Origin of the sequence: Fuerstiella marisgermanici (assembly GCF_001983935.1) — a bacterium.
In the GTDB taxonomy this organism is placed as follows: Bacteria; Planctomycetota; Planctomycetia; order Planctomycetales; family Planctomycetaceae; genus Fuerstiella; species Fuerstiella marisgermanici.
The window spans coordinates 11363-33242 of record NZ_CP017641.1 but is presented as its reverse complement, the minus strand read 5'-3'; the positions used below and the strand labels follow the sequence as shown (position 1 = coordinate 33242).

1 protein-coding gene is annotated in these 21880 nt (G+C 55.8%); it reads right to left on the bottom strand.

Translation table 11 applies throughout. The features are described 5' to 3' along the window. Window positions 1-121: 121 nt before the first annotated feature. Window positions 122-21358 (bottom strand): Calx-beta domain-containing protein, encoded by a 21237-nt coding sequence (locus Fuma_RS34535; RefSeq protein WP_077022339.1) that lies wholly within the window; start codon window positions 21356-21358, stop codon window positions 122-124. Window positions 21359-21880 lie beyond the last annotated feature (522 nt).

The following is a 21880-nucleotide window of genomic DNA, read 5'->3' as shown; positions in this document are numbered from 1 at the left end:
GCAACCTACGTCAAGAACCTAATGTGACAATTTCACGGTTTCTTGCTGAGACCCGACGACAGATAAATCACCTGCCCATGGGGCTTCTCTTAGAAAGTACCATGGCAACATCCCTATCCGATCAAACTCCGTACAACGAGCCGAACAAGTCGTCATCGTCGTCTCCGAACAAGTCGTCTCCAAACGAACTCAGACTGCTAAACCCGCCAAACCCACCGCCGAGGCCAACGGAAGATGACGGCGGAGATATCAGGCGAAGGAAATCGGTTGACGTGGTAGAATTCAAGATCGAGGTGAATGCATCCGTGGTATTCACAACTCCGTCACGGTTGAAGTCGAAGTTATTGTCAACGTCCGCAGAAATTGTTGACGTAGTTGGGTTATTCAATGCATTGAGCGCGTCGGTTGTATTTACGACGGTGTTGAGGCCACTGCCGTTGCCTGATTCACCCGCCCAGTTGCCCCAGTAGTGAACGTCTGGCGTTGCTAGCCCAGTATTGACGTTCGCCAACACCTTGACTTCCAGCCATTGCTTCTCAATCGCGTTGTCTGCAAAGACAATTACGATTCGATCTGATCCACCCGCGCCAGCTCCCGTCAAGACATTGACAGACGTTGGTGCCGGAGCCGATGTCCACGTGGGCGAAGCAAAGGTATTGTCGTTTCCGACCCGGAACTCGAAGTCCGCAGCGGTAATTGCCCCAGGTGCTGCAAGGTTTGCAAGATCCACCATGATCCCGTTGATTCCACGAGTATAGCTCGTGTAGTTAACGAAGTTCGCAGTCTGACCAGGCAGCAATGCCGTCTTGTCGATGGCGATAGCGGACGAATCATCCGGCCCGTCATTTCCGCCTGGTGTCCCATCAAATTTTGACTTGTTGTAGAAGATCGAACGGCCAGCCACAGTGGCTGGTACCACACCGACGTCGATATCAAACGTTACGGTTGCCGTGTCAGTATTGCCCGCTGAATCCGTTGCCGTGTACACGAAGCTGTCGGTCAGCGTGGCTGAGCCATTGTGCGTGTAGCTAAACGTACCGTCCGGGTTCAACGTGACCGAACCGTTGGCTGGTCCGGTCAGCACTGACGCCGTCAGCAGATCGGCTGGCAGCGAGAGGTCCAAAGCATTTGCCAAGTCGACATCGGTATCATTGCCCAACACAGATCCGGTGACCGTACCACCGTTGGCCACGTTGAATGAACCATCATCATTGGCCGTGACCGCTCCATCATTATCATGGATAGTGACCGTTGCGACGTCCTGATCGGCTGGCACGATGTTGACTCGCGACAGCGGTGCCCCTGGCGTAGTTGTTGACTTGGAAACGAGTCCCAAAGTGACCGTTTCATCCCCTTCGACAAGAGCGTCAACGAGCGGTGTAATCGTAACTGGAATTGACGTTGCTCCGCCTGCGAAGAAGACGTCTCCGTCGATTGAGCTGTAGTCGACTGCGTTCAGGGCAGACGTTGTTGAGATTGAATACCCAACTGTCAGATTGCCGGAGAACGAAGCCGGTGTCACTCCGTCCGTTGGGTCCACCAGACTAATGATGAACAAACCGGTTGTGTTGTTGTACTCCGTCGCATCGGCATCCACAGCCGTAATGATCACCTGAGCCTCATCAGTATCAGTGATCGTAACTGTGGCTGTGTCTGTTGCCGTGATCGGTCCGAAACCGACTACTCCGTCTAAGCCGACTGTAAATTGCTCATCGACTTCCACGATCGTGTCATCGGTAATATTGACCGTGATCGAGGCCGTTTCGTTGGCAGCCGATCCCGGGAACCAGATGGACACCGTGTTGATAGAGAAGTCCACGGCATTGGCCGTGCCTGGCGTCAATACCACGTTAGCAGTGACTCCGCCAGCAACCTGAGCGTCAATTGTCGCCGTCAGGGTGACGGTTCCCAATTGCTCATTCACGGTGACGTCACCAATGGTAATTGTCGCTGCATCATCGTTGGTGATCGTGACGGTACCAGTGTCACTGGTGTCAATGTCACTCGGGTCAACCAGAGCGTTGTCAGGAACAGCGGTTCCGAGGCTGACCGTGAAGTCTTCGTCACCTTCGACAATGGCGTCGACCGTGATTGGAACCGTGATTGCCTGAGTTTCACCCGCATTACCTGCAAAGGTGCGGGTGCCGCTGGTGTGATCGAAGTCCAGACCGTCGGTGTCCACATCGGCGAAGTTGTAAGGAACGGTGAAGCCGTCCTGAACGGCGTTGCTTAACGTGACAACAACATCGACCGTGCCGAGATCTTCGTTCACCGTGACACTGTCAACCGTCAGGCCAGTTGTGTCATCGTTGGTGATGGTGACAGTTCCGGTATCGCTGGTATCAATGTCAGCCGCATCGACGAGGGCGTTACCAGGAACAGCGGTTCCGAGGCTAACCGTGAAGTCTTCGTCGCCTTCGACAATCGCGTCGACGGTGATTGGAATCGTGATGGTCTGAGGCTCGCCGGCCGTTCCAGCGAATGAGAGTGTTCCAGACGTGTGATCGAAGTCCGCTCCGTCGGTGTCTACATCGGCGAAGCTGTAAGGAACATCAAATCCACCCTGAACAGCGTTGGTCAGGGTCACGACAACATCAACTGTGCCGAGATCTTCGTTCACCGTGACACTGTCAACCGTCAATGCCGTAGAGTCATCATTGGTGATGGTAACGGTACCGGTATCGCTGGTGTCAATGTCACTCGGATCAACCAGAGCGTTCACTGGTGCTGCAGTGCCGAGGTTGACCGTGAAGTCTTCGTCACCTTCAACAATGGTGTCAACAGTGATCGGAACCGTGATTGCCTGAGTTTCACCCGCATTACCTGCAAAGGTCAGCGTGCCGCTTGTGTGATCAAAGTCACTGCCGTCGGTGTCCACGTCTGCCAAGCTGTAAGGAACGGTGAAGCCATCCTGAACAGCGTTGCCCAACGTTACAACAACATCAACTGTGCCGAGATCTTCGTTCACCGTGACACTGTCAACCGTCAAAGCCGTAGAGTCATCATTGGTGATGGTAACGGTACCGGTATCGCTGGTGTCAATGTCACTCGGATCAACCAGAGCGTTCACTGGTGCTGCAGTGCCGAGGTTGACCGTGAAGTCTTCGTCACCTTCAACAATCGCATCAATTGTAATCGGGACGCTGAATGTGACCGTTTCACCCACGGTGCCGGCAAAAGTCAGCGTGCCAGACGTGTGGTCGAAGTCACTTCCGTCGGTGTCCACGTCTGCCAGCGTGTAAGGGACGGTGAAGCCATCCTGAACGGCGTTGTTTAGAACCACGCTTACCGTCACAAGTCCGGAGTCTTCGTTCACGGCAAATGTGCCGATCGTCAGAGCCGCCGCATCATCGTTTGTGATCGTGACAGTTCCAGTGTCGCTGGTGTCAATGTCACTCGGATCAACCAGAGCGTTCACTGGTGCAGCAGTGCCGAGGTTGACCGTGAAGTCTTCGTCACCTTCAACAATCGCATCAATTGTAATCGGGACGCTGAATGTGACCGTTTCACCCACGGTGCCGGCAAAAGTCAGCGTGCCAGACGTGTGGTCGAAGTCACTTCCGTCGGTGTCCACGTCTGCCAGCGTGTAAGGGACGGTGAAGCCATCCTGAACGGCGTTGTTTAGAACCACGCTTACCGTCACAAGTCCGGAGTCTTCGTTCACGGCAAATGTGCCGATCGTCAGAGCCGCCGCATCATCGTTTGTGATCGTGACAGTTCCAGTGTCGCTGGTGTCAATGTCACTCGGATCAACCAGAGCGTTCACTGGTGCAGCAGTGCCGAGGTTGACCGTGAAGTCTTCGTCACCTTCAACAATCGTATCGGCTGTGATTGGAATCGTGATGGTCTGAGACTCACCTGCGGTGCCTGCAAATGTCAGGGTTCCACCCGTATGGTCAAAGTCACTTCCGTCGGTGTCCACATCACCAAAGCTGTAAGGGACGGCGAACCCGTCCTGAACGTCGTTACTTGATATGACGACAACGTCCACTGTTCCCGCGTCTTCATTCACAGTAACACTACCGACCGTCAGGATAGTCGTATCATCATTGGCGATGGTGACAGTTCCGGTATCGCTGGTATCAATGTCAGCCGCATCGACGAGGGCGTTACCAGGAACAGCGGTTCCGAGGCTAACCGTGAAGTCCTCGTCACCTTCGACAATGGCGTCGACCGTGATTGGAATCGTGATGGTCTGAGGTTCGCCGGACGTTCCAGCGAATGAGAGTGTTCCAGTCGTGTGATCGAAGTCAGCTCCGTCCGTGTCTACATCGGCGAAGCTGTAAGGAACATCAAATCCACCCTGAACAGCGTTGGTCAGGATCACGACAACATCGACGGTCCCGAGATCTTCGTTCACCGTGACACTGTCAACCGTTAGGGCCGTTGTGTCATCGTTGGTAATGGTCACTTCTGTTGAACCACTGGCGGTGATTGCCGATGGCGGTGTCAGAGTGACTGCCGGAGTGACAGTGCCAAGATTGACCGTAAACGTCTCGTCAGATTCGACAATTGAGTCGACAGTGATCGGAATCGTGATCGTCTGAGACTCACCATTTGTACCGCCGAAAGTCACGCTTCCGGCGGTGTTGTCATAGTCAATGCCACCTGTTGCGGTGCCGTCCGTAAAGCTGTAGGCCACATCGAAGCCGTCCTGAACATCACCACTGAGCGTGACGATGACATCAATGCTGCCAAGGTCTTCATTCACTGACACAGAGGCGACATTCAGTGAAACAGCCGCCGTGTCGTTATCCAGAATCGTAACAGCATCATCATTGAGAGCAGTCACCTGAGACGTGCCAAGCCCCGAGAAGAATGGGTTAACCAGGTTGTCGACATCGAGGCCAACTGTTTCCCCGGCTTCTACGACAGTGTCGCTAACGGGAACAAGGTCAACAGTCAGCGTCTTTCCATCGCCGTCCAGTGGCATAAACGTTACAGACTGGCTGGCGAATGAGTAGTCCGTCGTCACAGTTGCTGTTCCGGTTGTCGCGTCTGAAACTGTGACATTAAAGTATACGTTAGGCCCAAGAATCGCAGAGCCGCCAGCACCGTCGTCCGTGTTCAGGATAATGTCGACGGTTTGCGAACCGCCTTCCTCTGTGACCGTCTGCCCAGGAACGACAGAGATTGTGGCCGTGTCATTGTCATCGATCACGTGATTCGCATTGAACTGCAGGAAGGCGTTCATGTTGACGTCACCGCCCTCGAACGCCGTTCCCAGTCCGAGACCACCGATCGTGAATTTCTCAGGGCCTTCGATGAAGTTGTCGTTGATAATATCTAAAACGGCCGGATTCGATCCCGATGCAGGCAGTCCATTTGCTCCGAACATTGTCAAGTCAAAGACGCCGTTTCCGGTGCCGCCATCAAGCACGCTGGCGTAGTTGCCCGCAGGAATAACGATGCTACCTGTGAAGTTGAAGTCGAAACCTTCCAGAGCGAACCCCGGGGAGGCACCACTGGTGATGCTCATCGTCACGGTTCGAGATGCGTCCGACGTACCCGTCAAGTCCCCATGAACAATCAGCACGGGGCCGGAACCGGTTCCGTCCTCGCTGCTGGAAGAAGGCAGCGTGATTCCTGGCTGATCAAATTCGATCAACGCGTCATCGTTGTTGATTGTGCCAATTCCCTGAGGATCAGAGTTCGGCGTTGTCAGATTCACCTGCGGAGCACCGACGACGCCGTCGTAGGCGGCATCGGTCAGGTTGACTTCAAACGTCTCATCAAGTTCAACATTCAGGTCACGGGTGACACTCACGCTGAAGTTCTGCGTCAGTGGCTGTCCCGGCAGGAATGTCAATGTATTGAATGCCGCACCAGTGCGTGGTGTGTAGTCCGAATCAGCAACGGTGGCGGTGCCATCGGCTGTATTCACCACAACTGTGATGGGCTTGTCGGCAGGTTTGTCCAAAGTTACGGTGAACGTTGCAACCGTCGGCGGCGGAATACCCGGATCGCCTTCATCAACCGTTACATCGTTGATCGAGAAGTTGACGACATCATCGTTTTCAATCGTGGCACTTTCCGCTGCATTGTTGATGTCGACAGTGTCGGCACCAGCGTCTGCCTGATTGCTGAGAGTGACGGTGAAGTCCTCATTGGCTTCAACAGTTGCATCGCCGGTCACGCTGATGGTGATTGTCTTGCTCGTCTCACCCACACCAAACGACACAGTGCCGCTTGGGAACGTGCCGCCAAAGTCGGCGGCATCCGCTGGATTCGCTCCACTGCCGGTCACGGCGTAGTCCACGGTTGTGGTACCGTTTGTCAGACCATCACGTGTCACTTCGAACGTGTAGTCTGTCGTGCCCGAATCCCCTTCCGCCTGGCTTGCAGGGGTTGCCATTGCCAGCGTCAGATCGATGTCGTCGTTCGCAATCGTGACTGTGGCCGTGTCCGTTGCGGTGATGTCGTTGTCATCAATGTTCGGATCGGTGGCATCGCCGTTCGACAGTGTCACGGTGAAGGCTTCGTCGGCTTCGACAACGCTGTCATTCACGATGCCGACTGAGAACGTCATGGTTTCACCATCGTTGCCGAGGAACGTGAGCATTCCGCTGGTCGCCCCGTAGTCGCCCGGGTCGGTGGCCGAACCGTCGCTGGTGGCGTAGTCAACACTGACACCGCCCTGGACGGCTCCGTTGAGCGTCACGGTCACGGTTGCGGTACCGTCGGCTTCGTTGACCGTCACATTGTCCACAGTGAAGTTCGCCGTGTCATCGTTTTCGATCGTTGCCGTTTGCGGGCTGTCAACCAGATCAACGCTGTCCGCAGGAGCATCCGCCTGATTGCTGAGCGTGACTGTGAATCCTTCATCGGCTTCAACAATCTCGTCTTCAGCAAGGTCGATTGTGATCGTCTTGCTGGTCTCCGTCGGAGCAAAGGTGATCGTGCCAGCGGGCAAACCGCCGTCGAAGTCGGTGCCGTCAGCCGCAGTGGCTCCTGAGCCGGTGACGGCGTAGTCAACCGTTGTGGTGCCGGTCAGCAGACCGGTTCGTGTGACGGTGAAGGTATACTGAGTCGTATCGCCTGTGTCACCTTCGGCCTGAGTCGCTGGAGCGATTGCACTCAGCGTCAGATCGATGTCGTCGTTTGCAATCGTGACTGTGGCCGTATCCGTTGCGGTGATGTCGTTGTCATCAATGTTCGGATCGGTGGCGTCGCCGTTCGACAGTGTCACGGTGAAGGCTTCGTCGGCTTCGACAACGCTGTCATTCACGATGCCGACTGAGAACGTCATGGTTTCACCATCGTTGCCGAGGAACGTGAGCGTTCCGCTGGTCGCCCCGTAGTCGCCCGGGTCGGTGGCCGAACCGTCGCTGGTGGCGTAGTCAACACTGACACCGCCCTGGACGGCTCCGTTGAGCGTCACGGTCACGGTTGCGGTACCGTCGGCTTCGTTGACCGTCACATTGTCCACAGTGAAGTTCGCCGTGTCATCGTTTTCGATCGTTGCCGTTTGCGGGCTGTCAACCAGATCAACGCTGTCCGCAGGAGCATCCGCCTGGTTGCTGAGCGTGACTGTGAATCCTTCATCGGCTTCAACAATCTCGTCTTCAGCAAGGTCGATTGTGATCGTCTTGCTGGTCTCCGTCGGAGCAAAGGTGATCGTGCCAGCGGGCAAACCGCCGTCGAAGTCGGTGCCGTCAGCCGCAGTGGCTCCTGAGCCGGTGACGGCGTAGTCAACCGTTGTGGTGCCGGTCAGCAGACCGGTTCGTGTGACGGTGAAGGTATACTGAGTCGTATCGCCTGTGTCACCTTCGGCCTGAGTCGCTGGAGCGATTGCACTCAGCGTCAGATCGATGTCGTCGTTTGCAATCGTGACTGTGGCCGTATCCGTTGCGGTGATGTCGTTGTCATCAATGTTCGGATCGGTGGCGTCGCCGTTCGACAGTGTCACGGTGAAGGCTTCGTCGGCTTCGACAACGCTGTCATTCACGATGCCGACTGAGAACGTCATGGTTTCACCATCGTTGCCGAGGAACGTGAGCGTTCCGCTGGTCGCCCCGTAGTCGCCCGGGTCGGTGGCCGAACCGTCGCTGGTGGCGTAGTCAACACTGACACCGCCCTGGACGGCTCCGTTGAGCGTCACGGTCACGGTTGCGGTACCGTCGGCTTCGTTGACCGTCACATTGTCCACAGTGAAGTTCGCCGTGTCATCGTTTTCGATCGTTGCCGTTTGCGGGCTGTCAACCAGATCAACGCTGTCCGCAGGAGCATCCGCCTGATTGCTGAGCGTGACTGTGAATCCTTCATCGGCTTCAACAATCTCGTCTTCAGCAAGGTCGATTGTGATCGTCTTGCTGGTCTCCGTCGGAGCAAAGGTGATCGTGCCAGCGGGCAAACCGCCGTCGAAGTCGGTGCCGTCAGCCGCAGTGGCTCCTGAGCCGGTGACGGCGTAGTCAACCGTTGTGGTGCCGGTCAGCAGACCGGTTCGTGTGACGGTGAAGGTATACTGAGTCGTATCGCCTGTGTCACCTTCGGCCTGAGTCGCTGGAGCGATTGCACTCAGCGTCAGATCGATGTCGTCGTTTGCAATCGTGACTGTGGCCGTATCCGTTGCGGTGATGTCGTTGTCATCAATGTTCGGATCGGTGGCGTCGCCGTTCGACAGTGTCACGGTGAAGGCTTCGTCGGCTTCGACAACGCTGTCATTCACGATGCCGACTGAGAACGTCATGGTTTCACCATCGTTGCCGAGGAACGTGAGCGTTCCGCTGGTCGCCCCGTAGTCGCCCGGGTCGGTGGCCGAACCGTCGCTGGTGGCGTAGTCAACACTGACACCGCCCTGGACGGCTCCGTTGAGCGTCACGGTCACGGTTGCGGTACCGTCGGCTTCGTTGACCGTCACATTGTCCACAGTGAAGTTCGCCGTGTCATCGTTTTCGATCGTTGCCGTTTGCGGGCTGTCAACCAGATCAACGCTGTCCGCAGGAGCATCCGCCTGGTTGCTGAGCGTGACTGTGAATCCTTCATCGGCTTCAACAATCTCGTCTTCAGCAAGGTCGATTGTGATCGTCTTGCTGGTCTCCGTCGGAGCAAAGGTGATCGTGCCAGCGGGCAAACCGCCGTCGAAGTCGGTGCCGTCAGCCGCAGTGGCTCCTGAGCCGGTGACGGCGTAGTCAACCGTTGTGGTGCCGGTCAGCAGACCGGTTCGTGTGACGGTGAAGGTATACTGAGTCGTATCGCCTGTGTCACCTTCGGCCTGAGTCGCTGGAGCGATTGCACTCAGCGTCAGATCGATGTCGTCGTTTGCAATCGTGACTGTGGCCGTATCCGTTGCGGTGATGTCGTTGTCATCAATGTTCGGATCGGTGGCGTCGCCGTTCGACAGTGTCACGGTGAAGGCTTCGTCGGCTTCGACAACGCTGTCATTCACGATGCCGACTGAGAACGTCATGGTTTCACCATCGTTGCCGAGGAACGTGAGCGTTCCGCTGGTCGCCCCGTAGTCGCCCGGGTCGGTGGCCGAACCGTCGCTGGTGGCGTAGTCAACACTGACACCGCCCTGGACGGCTCCGTTGAGCGTCACGGTCACGGTTGCGGTACCGTCGGCTTCGTTGACCGTCACATTGTCCACAGTGAAGTTCGCCGTGTCATCGTTTTCGATCGTTGCCGTTTGCGGGCTGTCAACCAGATCAACGCTGTCCGCAGGAGCATCCGCCTGATTGCTGAGCGTGACTGTGAATCCTTCATCGGCTTCAACAATCTCGTCTTCAGCAAGGTCGATTGTGATCGTCTTGCTGGTCTCCGTCGGAGCAAAGGTGATCGTGCCAGCGGGCAAACCGCCGTCGAAGTCGGTGCCGTCAGCCGCAGTGGCTCCCGAGCCGGTGACGGCGTAGTCAACCGTTGTGGTGCCGGTCAGCAGACCGGTTCGTGTGACGGTGAAGGTATACTGAGTCGTATCGCCTGTGTCACCTTCGGCCTGAGTCGCTGGAGCGATTGCACTCAGCGTCAGATCGATGTCGTCGTTCGCAATCGTGACGGTGGCCGTATCGGAACTGTCGATCTTGTCAGCACCGGGGCCAGCACCGTTGTTCGGTGTGAGCAGTGGATTGACAGGAACAACGTTGGACAACGTCAGGTTGAACAATTCATCCGGCTCAACGTCACTGTCGTTGATGATCGGGATCGTGAAGGTTTCCACTTCGCCGACACCGCCGGAGAAGTTCAGTGTGGTCGTGCCGCCGGTGTAGTCGGACGTATCCGTGGCTGTGCCGTCCGATGTCACGACGTCAACGGCAAAACCGCCTTGAACAGATTTGTCAACGGAAACACTAACGGTCGCCGTCCCGTCCGCTTCATTGACCGTCACGTTATTGACCGTCAATGTGGCATGATCATTGTCCAGGATAGATATTTCGGCTTTCCTGTCAGGCAAAGCGGCAATCGAAATATCAGCCGTTTGGGTCGGAGGATCGCTGCCGAGACTGCTGAGCGTCACAACAACGGTTTCCGTGGCTTCAACCACATTGTCGTCGTTGACCGCGACGGTGATGGTTCCGATGCTGCTGCCAGCCGTGATGTTAACCGTACCGGTCAGGGCCGAATAATCCAGCGTTGGAGTGGCCGTTCCGGCCGTGCTGTAGTTTACGATTGTGTCCGTGCTGGACGTGATCAGGTTGCCAGCACCGTCTTCCAGACGAACTTCAAACTCACCGAAGACAGAATTTGGCGTTGTCAGCGCAGATGGTTCTTCATCGCCATTCTCCACAGGACGAATGACAAGAACACCTTGATCTTCGCTGTCGATAGTGAACAGAACAGGCGCACCGGAAGCCAGGGAGATATTCGGGCTAGGAGGCGATGTGGTTCCAGGCCCCGTCAAGTTGATGGCGAAGTCCTCGTCCAGTTCGATGATCGAATCATCGACGACATCAATCGTCACCGACAAGGTCGGGGCCGTGAGCCCATCACCCGTGTATGTCAGCGTCGTGCCCGACAGCATGAACGTGTTTGGCGTTCCAGGAGTATTCATACCGTTATAAGTGTCGACTGCTGCCTGAAGGGCAGCGTCAAGATCCTGTCGATCCGACGCCGTGGTATCAATATCAGTCAGGATAGCCGTGATCTGAGCTGTAATGCCGCTGGCCAGAACTGTTGACGGAGCAACCCCGGTCAGCTCGATATCAAACGTCGCGTCGTCCGTATCCTCTGCAAGCGGGTTGGTGCTGGTCTGGGTAATCGACCATTCAACTTCGTCAATATCATTAATCGCCGTCGTGACTGATGAGCCATTTCCAGCGACGTTCGTGACCGTGCTGTTGTCTGGATCACCAGGGACAAGCAGCTCAATCTTGACCGACTCACTGCTTTCAACCAACGTGTCGTGTATCGCACCAATCACAACCGTCAGGTCGGCGGGAACGCTGTCCGTTGGACCAGCCGTGTAAGTCAGGATGATATTGTTTGGAGTCGTGGAGGGACTCAGAGCGTAGGTTCCTGGCCCCGTGCCGTTGTAATTGCCGATCGCTGTGTTCAACGCCGCCACGGTGTCGGCATAGTCGTTGGAGTCTGTCCCCAAGTCGCTACCATCGATTTCGACGGAGACCTTCTCGTTCGCTTGAATTGCAAACGGACTCGATGTGCTGGTGCCAGTTGCCGTCAGCTTGATCGTGTAAGTTGCGTTGTCACCTTCGTTGACACCGTTGGCCAGCTGGGCAGCTGATTGCTCAATCGACCAGGTTGCCGTTTCATTGTCATTGATCGCCGTCGTGACTGATGAGCCATTTCCAGCGACATTCGTGACCGTGCTGTTGTCTGGGTCACCAGGGACAAGCAGCTCAATCTTGACCGACTCACTGCCTTCAACCAAGGCGTCGTCGGTTGCACCAATCACAACCGTCAGGTCGGCGGGAACGCTGTCCGTTGGACCAGCCGTGTAAGTCAGGATGATATTGTTTGGAGTCGTGGAGGGACTCAGAGCGTAGGTTCCTGGCCCCGTGCCGTTGTAATTGCCGATCGCTGTGTTCAACGCCGCCACGGTGTCGGCATAGTCGTTGGAGTCTGTCCCCAAGTCGCTACCATCGATTTCGACGGAGACCTTCTCGTTCGCTTGAATTGCAAACGGACTCGATGTGCTGGTGCCAGTTGCCGTCAGCTTGATCGTGTAAGTTGCGTTGTCACCTTCGTTGACACCGTTGGCCAGCTGGGCAGCTGATTGCTCAATCGACCAGGTTGCCGTTTCATTGTCATTGATCGCCGTCGTGACTGATGAGCCATTTCCAGCGACATTCGTGACCGTGCTGTTGTCTGGGTCACCAGGGACAAGCAGCTCAATCTTGACCGACTCACTGCCTTCAACCAAGGCGTCGTCGGTTGCACCAATCACAACCGTCAGGTCGGCGGGAACGCTGTCCGTTGGACCAGCCGTGTAAGTCAGGATGATATTGTTTGGAGTCGTGGAGGGACTCAGAGCGTAGGTTCCTGGCCCCGTGCCGTTGTAATTGCCGATCGCTGTGTTCAACGCCGCCACGGTGTCGGCATAGTCGTTGGAGTCTGTCCCCAAGTCGCTACCATCGATTTCGACGGAGACCTTCTCGTTCGCTTGAATTGCAAACGGACTCGATGTGCTGGTGCCAGTTGCCGTCAGCTTGATCGTGTAAGTTGCGTTGTCACCTTCGTTGACACCGTTGGCCAGCTGGGCAGCTGATTGCTCAATCGACCAGGTTGCCGTTTCATTGTCATTGATCGCCGTCGTGACTGATGAGCCATTTCCAGCGACATTCGTGACCGTGCTGTTGTCTGGGTCACCAGGGACAAGCAGCTCAATCTTGACCGACTCACTGCCTTCAACCAAGGCGTCGTCGGTTGCACCAATCACAACCGTCAGGTCGGCGGGAACGCTGTCCGTTGGACCAGCCGTGTAAGTCAGGATGATATTGTTTGGAGTCGTGGAGGGACTCAGAGCGTAGGTTCCTGGCCCCGTGCCGTTGTAATTGCCGATCGCTGTGTTCAACGCCGCCACGGTGTCGGCATAGTCATTGGAGTCTGTCCCCAAGTCGCTACCATCGATTTCGACGGAGACCTTCTCGTTCGCTTGAATTGCAAACGGACTCGATGTGCTGGTGCCAGTTGCCGTCAGCTTGATCGTGTAAGTTGCGTTGTCACCTTCGTTGACACCGTTGGCCAGCTGGGCAGCTGATTGCTCAATCGACCAGGTTGCCGTTTCATTGTCATTGATCGCCGTCGTGACTGATGAGCCATTTCCAGCGACATTCGTGACCGTGCTGTTGTCTGGGTCACCAGGGACAAGCAGCTCAATCTTGACCGACTCACTGCCTTCAACCAAGGCGTCGTCGGTTGCACCAATCACAACCGTCAGGTCGGCGGGAACGCTGTCCGTTGGACCAGCCGTGTAAGTCAGGATGATATTGTTTGGAGTCGTGGAGGGACTCAGAGCGTAGGTTCCTGGCCCCGTGCCGTTGTAATTGCCGATCGCTGTGTTCAACGCCGCCACGGTGTCGGCATAGTCGTTGGAGTCTGTCCCCAAGTCGCTACCATCGATTTCGACGGAGACCTTCTCGTTCGCTTGAATTGCAAACGGACTCGATGTGCTGGTGCCAGTTGCCGTCAGCTTGATCGTGTAAGTTGCGTTGTCACCTTCGTTGACACCGTTGGCCAGCTGGGCAGCTGATTGCTCAATCGACCAGGTTGCCGTTTCATTGTCATTGATCGCCGTCGTGACTGATGAGCCATTTCCAGCGACATTCGTGACCGTGCTGTTGTCTGGATCACCAGGGACAAGCAGCTCAATCTTGACCGACTCACTGCCTTCAACCAAGGCGTCGTCGGTTGCACCAATCACAACCGTCAGGTCGGCGGGAACGCTGTCCGTTGGACCAGCCGTGTAAGTCAGGATGATATTGTTTGGAGTCGTGGAGGGACTCAGAGCGTAGGTTCCTGGCCCCGTGCCGTTGTAATTGCCGATCGCTGTGTTCAACGCCGCCACGGTGTCGGCATAGTCGTTGGAGTCTGTCCCCAAGTCGCTACCATCGATTTCGACGGAGACCTTCTCGTTCGCTTGAATTGCAAACGGACTCGATGTGCTGGTGCCAGTTGCCGTCAGCTTGATCGTGTAAGTTGCGTTGTCACCTTCGTTGACACCGTTGGCCAGCTGGGCAGCTGATTGCTCAATCGACCAGGTTGCCGTTTCATTGTCATTGATCGCCGTCGTGACTGATGAGCCATTTCCAGCGACATTCGTGACCGTGCTGTTGTCTGGGTCACCAGGGACAAGCAGCTCAATCTTGACCGACTCACTGCCTTCAACCAAGGCGTCGTCGGTTGCACCAATCACAACCGTCAGGTCGGCGGGAACGCTGTCCGTTGGACCAGCCGTGTAAGTCAGGATGATATTGTTTGGAGTCGTGGAGGGACTCAGAGCGTAGGTTCCTGGCCCCGTGCCGTTGTAATTGCCGATCGCTGTGTTCAACGCCGCCACGGTGTCGGCATAGTCGTTGGAGTCTGTCCCCAAGTCGCTACCATCGATTTCGACGGAGACCTTCTCGTTCGCTTGAATTGCAAACGGACTCGATGTGCTGGTGCCAGTTGCCGTCAGCTTGATCGTGTAAGTTGCGTTGTCACCTTCGTTGACACCGTTGGCCAGCTGGGCAGCTGATTGCTCAATCGACCAGGTTGCCGTTTCATTGTCATTGATCGCCGTCGTGACTGATGAGCCATTTCCAGCGACATTCGTGACCGTGCTGTTGTCTGGGTCACCAGGGACAAGCAGCTCAATCTTGACCGACTCACTGCCTTCAACCAAGGCGTCGTCGGTTGCACCAATCACAACCGTCAGGTCGGCGGGAACGCTGTCCGTTGGACCAGCCGTGTAAGTCAGGATGATATTGTTTGGAGTCGTGGAGGGACTCAGAGCGTAGGTTCCTGGCCCCGTGCCGTTGTAATTGCCGATCGCTGTGTTCAACGCCGCCACGGTGTCGGCATAGTCATTGGAGTCTGTCCCCAAGTCGCTACCATCGATTTCGACGGAGACCTTCTCGTTCGCTTGAATTGCAAACGGACTCGATGTGCTGGTGCCAGTTGCCGTCAGCTTGATCGTGTAAGTTGCGTTGTCACCTTCGTTGACACCGTTGGCCAGCTGGGCAGCTGATTGCTCAATCGACCAGGTTGCCGTTTCATTGTCATTGATCGTCGTCGTCAGTGGCGCTGTCAGACCGGTATCGATCGAAACATCAGCACCGGTGGTTGAAAAACCGGCCATAGGTGCGGCGAGTTCAACGGTGTAGTCTTCGTCACCTTCGACGAGCGAATCGTCATTGATATTGAAGATCATGTTGAGATCAGGCATGGAGGTGTTCGCGCCACCGCCCAATCCGTCAGATCCGGCCAGGTAAGTGATCGTTGCAGTACGCGGGTCCGTACCGCTTAAGTTCACCGACAGCGTTCCATTGATTCCTGCAGGACTTTCTGTTGTGTTCCAGTTCGCAATGTTAGCTGCTAACACTGCGGCGTAATCCTTCGTTGCCCCTCTCTCTGTATCAATACTGGTGACGATAAAGTCAACCACCGCAGTCTCACCCGCTTGCAGCACGGCGGCAGTCGTCGAACCGTTACCGTTGTTAAGTGAAATCACATGCGTTTGCGTACCGGCCGATTCATCCACTGAGTTCAGCGTCTGAGTCAGATTCCAGACAGCCACATCGTCATCTTCAATCGTCACGCTGTCGTTAACAACCGAGACCTGGCTGTTCAGCGGATCGCTGCTGCTTCCGGGCGTAATGCTGCTGCTAATGTTGTCGATTTCCAAGGCGACCAATTCGTCGCCTTCGACAACGGAATCGTTGACCAGAGGGATCGACACCTGAACCGTGCCACCGCTGTAGCCCGCAGGTAGCGTGAAGGTTGGATCTGGCGATGGATAGGCGTAGTCATCAGGATCAACCGCGTTACCGGTTGCGACAGTGGTCGCGTCGACCACATCAAATTCGATCTCGCCACCGAAAACAATCGTGGCGTTGCCCATGCCGAATGGCCCGCCATTGGCACTCGTTTCAATTGTTAGACCGACATCGAATGGAGTTGTCGCTTCGCTTTGCGACTGTCCCGAGTCAATTGTGATTCGCAGGAAATCATCATCAGTGATGTTGTGCGTGGTCCCTTCGCCCTTCGCCCCACCTGGGTCCGAGGTGTCCTCGTTTTCCAGTGCAACGCCGATCGAGTCGAGGTCAAAGCTCAAATCTTCTGTGCCTTCAATCAACGTGTCTTGATTGATGACCAGCAAAGGTGCCGTGAATCCTGGATCGCCGCTTGTCAAGCCTGCCGGGTCAACGAGTGTCAAGTCGAATGGTGTCAATGACGTGTAGTTGCCTTCGGGAATCTCGAACGTCGCGTTGAGGGTATAATCATCGCTTGCACCGGACTGCGCCGATCCTGATGGTACCGAGAAGGATACCGTGCGATATTGGGCGGGAATACCGGTTAGATCCCCTCCTTCGACTAAAATTGTCGGTGCCGTTCCACCAGTGCCACTTTCACTTTGAGTGCTTGCACCGCCGATCCCGCCGCCATCCCCGAACTCAATCTTCGCCATATTCTTCGTGAACAACAGCACGTCGTTACCGTCGCCCCCGACGTAGGTGATTACCAAATCCTGGCCACCGACAGTCACGGTGGCACCTTCGGCAAGCCCCGCAAATGTACCTGATACGGCATCGCCACCGTCATTGTCGATAATGGTGTAGACACCATTGGCAGGCAGGCCACCCGTAGAAGACAGACTCAACGTGGCTCCGCCGAGCGTCACCGTGCCGTCACCGCCACCGGGGCCGTCGAGCGCGGCATCAACAACGGTTTGGTCGTGACCGCCAGCGACGCCAGCACCCGCTGTACCGTCAACTTCGATAGTCAGTGTATCTGCCCCGCTCAACGTCAATTGAGCAGTGTTGGTGATACCAGGACTGTTCCCCGGCGTGATGGTGCCACCTGCGGCCTGCGATCCGTCCAGATGGCCTTCAATCGTCAGATTACCGGCGACCGTACCCGAGTTAAGAGTTACGTCGGCATCAACTGTGCCTTCGCCCTTCAGGGTTTCCCCACTGCTGAGGGAAACTCCGTTGTCCGCTTCCAGTTCACCACCGGCCCCCACAATGGTGGTCTCACCAAGGAGTGCCTGGCTGCTGTCGAGCAACGTGACTTTGAAGGCGCCTGTCTCAAGCGTCCCTTCATGATCAAATCCGGCGGCTGAGCCATCACCCATTGTCAGGTCGCCGATCGCCCGAATTGTTGTCCCGTCGTCAGTCACGGCGATTGTGCCGTCTACAGTGCCTTCCAATTCGAGCGTCAGGTCCTGCACCGTGGGATTGGCAGCGGACGGAACAGTCAGATCTTCGGTGTACGTGTCGTCAAAGACACGGATTGTGTCACCATCTGCAGCCGCATCGATCGCGTCCTGAATCGTGTCGAAAGTACCAATCAGACTGCCCATGCTATTAAACTGCTGAACCCCCTGAGTCAGGTCCAGGACAAGGGGAGTGCCGGCAGCGTCGAAGACAAGGACCTCAACACCTGACAGTGTATCGGCTCCTTCGTCAGCTAGCGGGCCGACAGGTGCCCCGGCATCGGTGTCCGTCACAGACGTGAAACCGGTCACACGCCCGTTGGCATCAGTTGTGACGCCAACCGTAAAGTCTGAGCGGAGCCCGACATAGAACGCCTGGTCCTTTTCCAGATTGCCGGTGATCGTGTCGTTTCCGGTCCCACCGAAGAAGTCGTTCGGTTCGTCGTTGCCTGTCAGAACATTGTCGCCATCTGCACCTTGAAGCGCAACTGTGGCAGGCATTGCTCCAGACGTATCGATACCTAGCGACGACAGGTCAATATCGCCACCAATGCCGTCGAAGTTCACTGCAAGCTGGAAGCCGGTGCTTTCAGCGGTGATTGCAACGCCTGTGGCTGTCAGGTTGTCAACATTGTCGTAATTGTAGAATGCCAGCGGCACTTTTTCGTAGAAGCCACTAATTGTGACGTCGCTGAGCGAAACGAGACCGATTGCGCCGGTATCGCTTCGAAACTGAATACCGTTTTCAGCGGGTGCCGGTGGTGCGGCCGATGCGTAACCCGTGACCGTCAGGTCAGTGAGCGTCACCTCGCCTGTATGGTGGAAGAACACAATGTCGCCGTCACCATTCGTTGCGCCTGAGCCACCGTTTGTCGTGAAGGTTGACGAATTTTGAATTGTAACGGGAACAGTTGACGGCGTCCCGGACGTACCGAACACAGCAAGTCCGTTTTGGCCATTGCTCGCCACAGAAACACTGTCAAGCACCAGACCACTTGGAATCGTTGCCCCGGCATCGACTCGCACGCCGTAGGCGCTAAACCCGGAGATATCTCCGAGCTGGAAATCGACGCTTTGCACGTCACCGGCGGGCACAGAGATTCCGATCGCACCGCCGGCCGTTCCGTCAAGATCGACACCTAGAATCGTTACGTCGTCTGTGGCAACGGTACCGGAAATCGTGATGGCGTTACCACTGGTTGGCTGCAGGATCGACGTGTTGGGAATCGAGAATGTCCCGAGAATTGTCACGCCTTGAGAAATCACAATTCCCTCAGCAAACGTGCTGCCGTCCAGATTGACAACTGCGTTATTTGCAGCCACATCCAAGCCGTCCTGGACGCTGCCGCTGGCTGCGCTCGCAGCTCCGTTGACATTGACTGTGTCCGCTGTTCCGGAGATGCCGCTGGTCGCCGTCAGGTCATCATTGAGCGTGACCGTTGCAGCATTGACGGCCAGTGTTCCGGTGACAGTCACTGCTGCATCAATATCGACCGTACCGTCAGCTGTGGTCTGCAAAGTCAGATTAGTGTTGGCATGTGCATTTGTGAGTGCTGATGCAACCGTAATCGAATCAGCACCGGAAATCGTGGTTGCACTGGTGTCAATCGTAACGTTGGTGTTGTTCCACAGGTGAGCGGCTTCAATCATTGTGCCGCCGAGGCCGGTGTTGCCGCTGACAACAATCGCCGGAATGGCACCGGTGGCGTCATCAAATCCAGCATTCAGGACCATTGCATTTGCCGCGTTGGCCGGAGACGTAATCGTCACGTTGGCCATGCCAGTGATGTCAACCGGTTCCAGACCGGTGAATGTAATTGTCGGACCGCCGGCGATCGCCACGACGCCATCGCCGAACGTTGTTCCGTCAGGTGTGTAAACAGCATCGTCACCACTGCCAATCACCTTCAGAATGTCATTTCCGCCAGTGCCACCGTCGTAGCTAATGCTAACTCCGTCCAAGCCGGAGGAACCCAGATTGTCGAGATCCAGAACGAACAAGTCGTCCATCCCGTCACGGCCCGTGATCGTGATACTGGTGATTTTGTCCGGATCATGTGCTGGCGCAATGTCGACGCCACTTGCGTTCTGGAAGTGAATCAAGCCATCGCCAGTCGGCGCATCTGGCGACTTCAGGACTGTGACATGGCCACCGCCTGCCGTGAACACCGCTGCGTCGATCGCTACGTTCTCGGTGATGTCGGTCAGGCTGACTGTCACTGTTTCAGGCGCACTTGTCTGGCCCGCAGAATCATCAACGGTGACCGTCAGAGGAAATGACGATCGACTTTCGAAGTTCAGATCATCTGCATCAATGATCGTAATTTCTCCAGTCAACGGGTCGATGCTGAAAGGCAAGATCAAATCGCCATCTGTGTCATGGTTGCCGCCGGTGATCGTCCAGTTCTCCAGAGACGTAGTCGCCTCTGTGGCATTGACGAGGAAGGCCGGATTGAAGTTGCCCGAGTGTTCCGCGATCGTCTGGGACTGACTCGCCGCAATGATGGGCGCAACCGTATCCTTCGTGCTGGTGTCGCTGGCTGTCGCGGTGCTGCCTCCGTTGTCTGCAGCCACGATCGTCGCCGTGATCAGGCCGTCAGTAAGACCGCTCAGGTCAACGGTCTGCGACCCGTTTGTGGTGACGCTAATACCAGGAAGAGTCGTCGTACCGTCGCTAAACGTGACAGTCGCAGTTGCGTCACTGTCCAAACCAGCAACTGTAAAGCCTACCGCAGCCTGTTCGCTGAAGTCGATGAAGCCGTCCGAGTCGTCAATCGTCACGGCGAGGTCGCCGCCAACGTCTGCCGTGGGATCAAATGTCCAGAAACCCGAATTGAAGCTCGTGACTACGCCGCCGTCTCCAGTGCTGTTTGCGTCGTAATAATCGATGGCGGCATGCCAATTGCTTCCCGAGTTGGAACTGACCTCAAACAGGATTGTGACCGGGAATACACCTGAACCGTTGAGCACAACTGGCAGCTCAGCGCCTAAGCCATTTTCCATCCCTGCGCGAGCCGAGACCCAAGATGAAGTCGACGACAAGACTCTTAGACGACCCCACAGAACACTGTCCGACGTGAAGTTACCATCGGAGTCGAACGGGATATCAGTTCGTTGCCAAATGGCCTCGCCACCGGATAGGGAGTTCAAATCTGCTGCAGTAAACAGCTTCGCGGACGAAAACCCAGACAACCCAAATTTAGTGTCGGCATAGCTGGACGTTGCTGCGGGTCCCCAAGTCAAATCGCCCAAGTCGTCATTGTGAGGATTTGCTGAAAAATCATAGTGAAACGTCCGACCTGAGACCTTCCCGATCCCATCCCCAGTGGCTGAGAAGCCGGAGCCACCTGGAGGCGGGTACGTTGGGGAATTACTGCTGATCGTGAAGCTAATGGAAGCGTCAGAGGCTCCGATCACTGTCGTCGCATCAGAAATTAATGCAGAGTTATCTGCCACCACGTGAGCCGTGTAAGTACCGTCAGCCAAGCCCGGAGGCGTCACAGTGTTACCGATGTGCACATCGGATTCGTAGTGGACGACATTGCTGGAACCATCAACGATTGCGATGTCGACGTGCGTGTCGCCTGCGCCTGTTCCAAAACTGAAGGTCGGAGTTTTATCTCCAACAGTGTCGCCCGCCAACGTCGTGTTATCCCAATCATTCGACCCGGAAATCGTCGCCGCCAGCAACGCCTTCGGCTCCAGCAACTCCGCCGATCGAGCCGCCGTGCCCACCAATGCCTGTTCCGGTCGATTACTGCGACGCACAGGGCCTCGCTGAACGGGGGACTTACCCACAATGGGTCGCACCACAGAAACCAGTAGGCCCGCCAGCTTCAGCCACCACATCCGGAATGCCAGTCCGGCTCGCTTGAAGGCACTCAGATGACGTTTTTTCTCTTCCTGACGCTTCTGCTGGATGAAGCCGCGTCGAGCCTCAAACCGTTCCGATTTCTGTCGAGCCCGTTCCGCCCGTCGCTGCGATTCTCCAATGCCTGATTTCGTAGATGTCGTTCGATTAAGACCAGCAGAAAAGTTTCGTCGGGACATGTGATGAGTGCTTTCTGGATAGTTCGCGAGTACAAATTGCACCGTTTATAGCGGTAGCAGCGACTGGCAGGTAAATGCGGATTGGGATGAAGTGGCCAGCTTCAGCATGATGGCTGGTGAATTTTGCGACGCAGAAGGAATTGCCCAAGTCCCCTCAGCACAGCGGTTTACGGCAAATAATGCTTGCCCTGTCTGATTATGCGCGTGTCAAAAATGCAGCAAAAAGCGGGATTTCCCTCTCCCTAAGAGTCCCGGCATTCTTAAGGGTAGGCTTGGTGGTTGCAAGGATTTTGAGACGTTTTTCCGAACAATCGGGAATTGTTCGTTAGATCCCCAAAATCCTCATGCCCGACTCAAGACGGATACCGAGTTTATCTATCTTGAACCACGTGACCTGACCGCCAGGAGTGTTCGTTATGTGCGTCACTTTTTCGAAAACTTTTCGATTTGGTTCAAGATTGGAGGACTGGAAACCGAGACCCGCCATTTTGTCGTTTTTGGGGGTGTTAACTTCTAACGTTG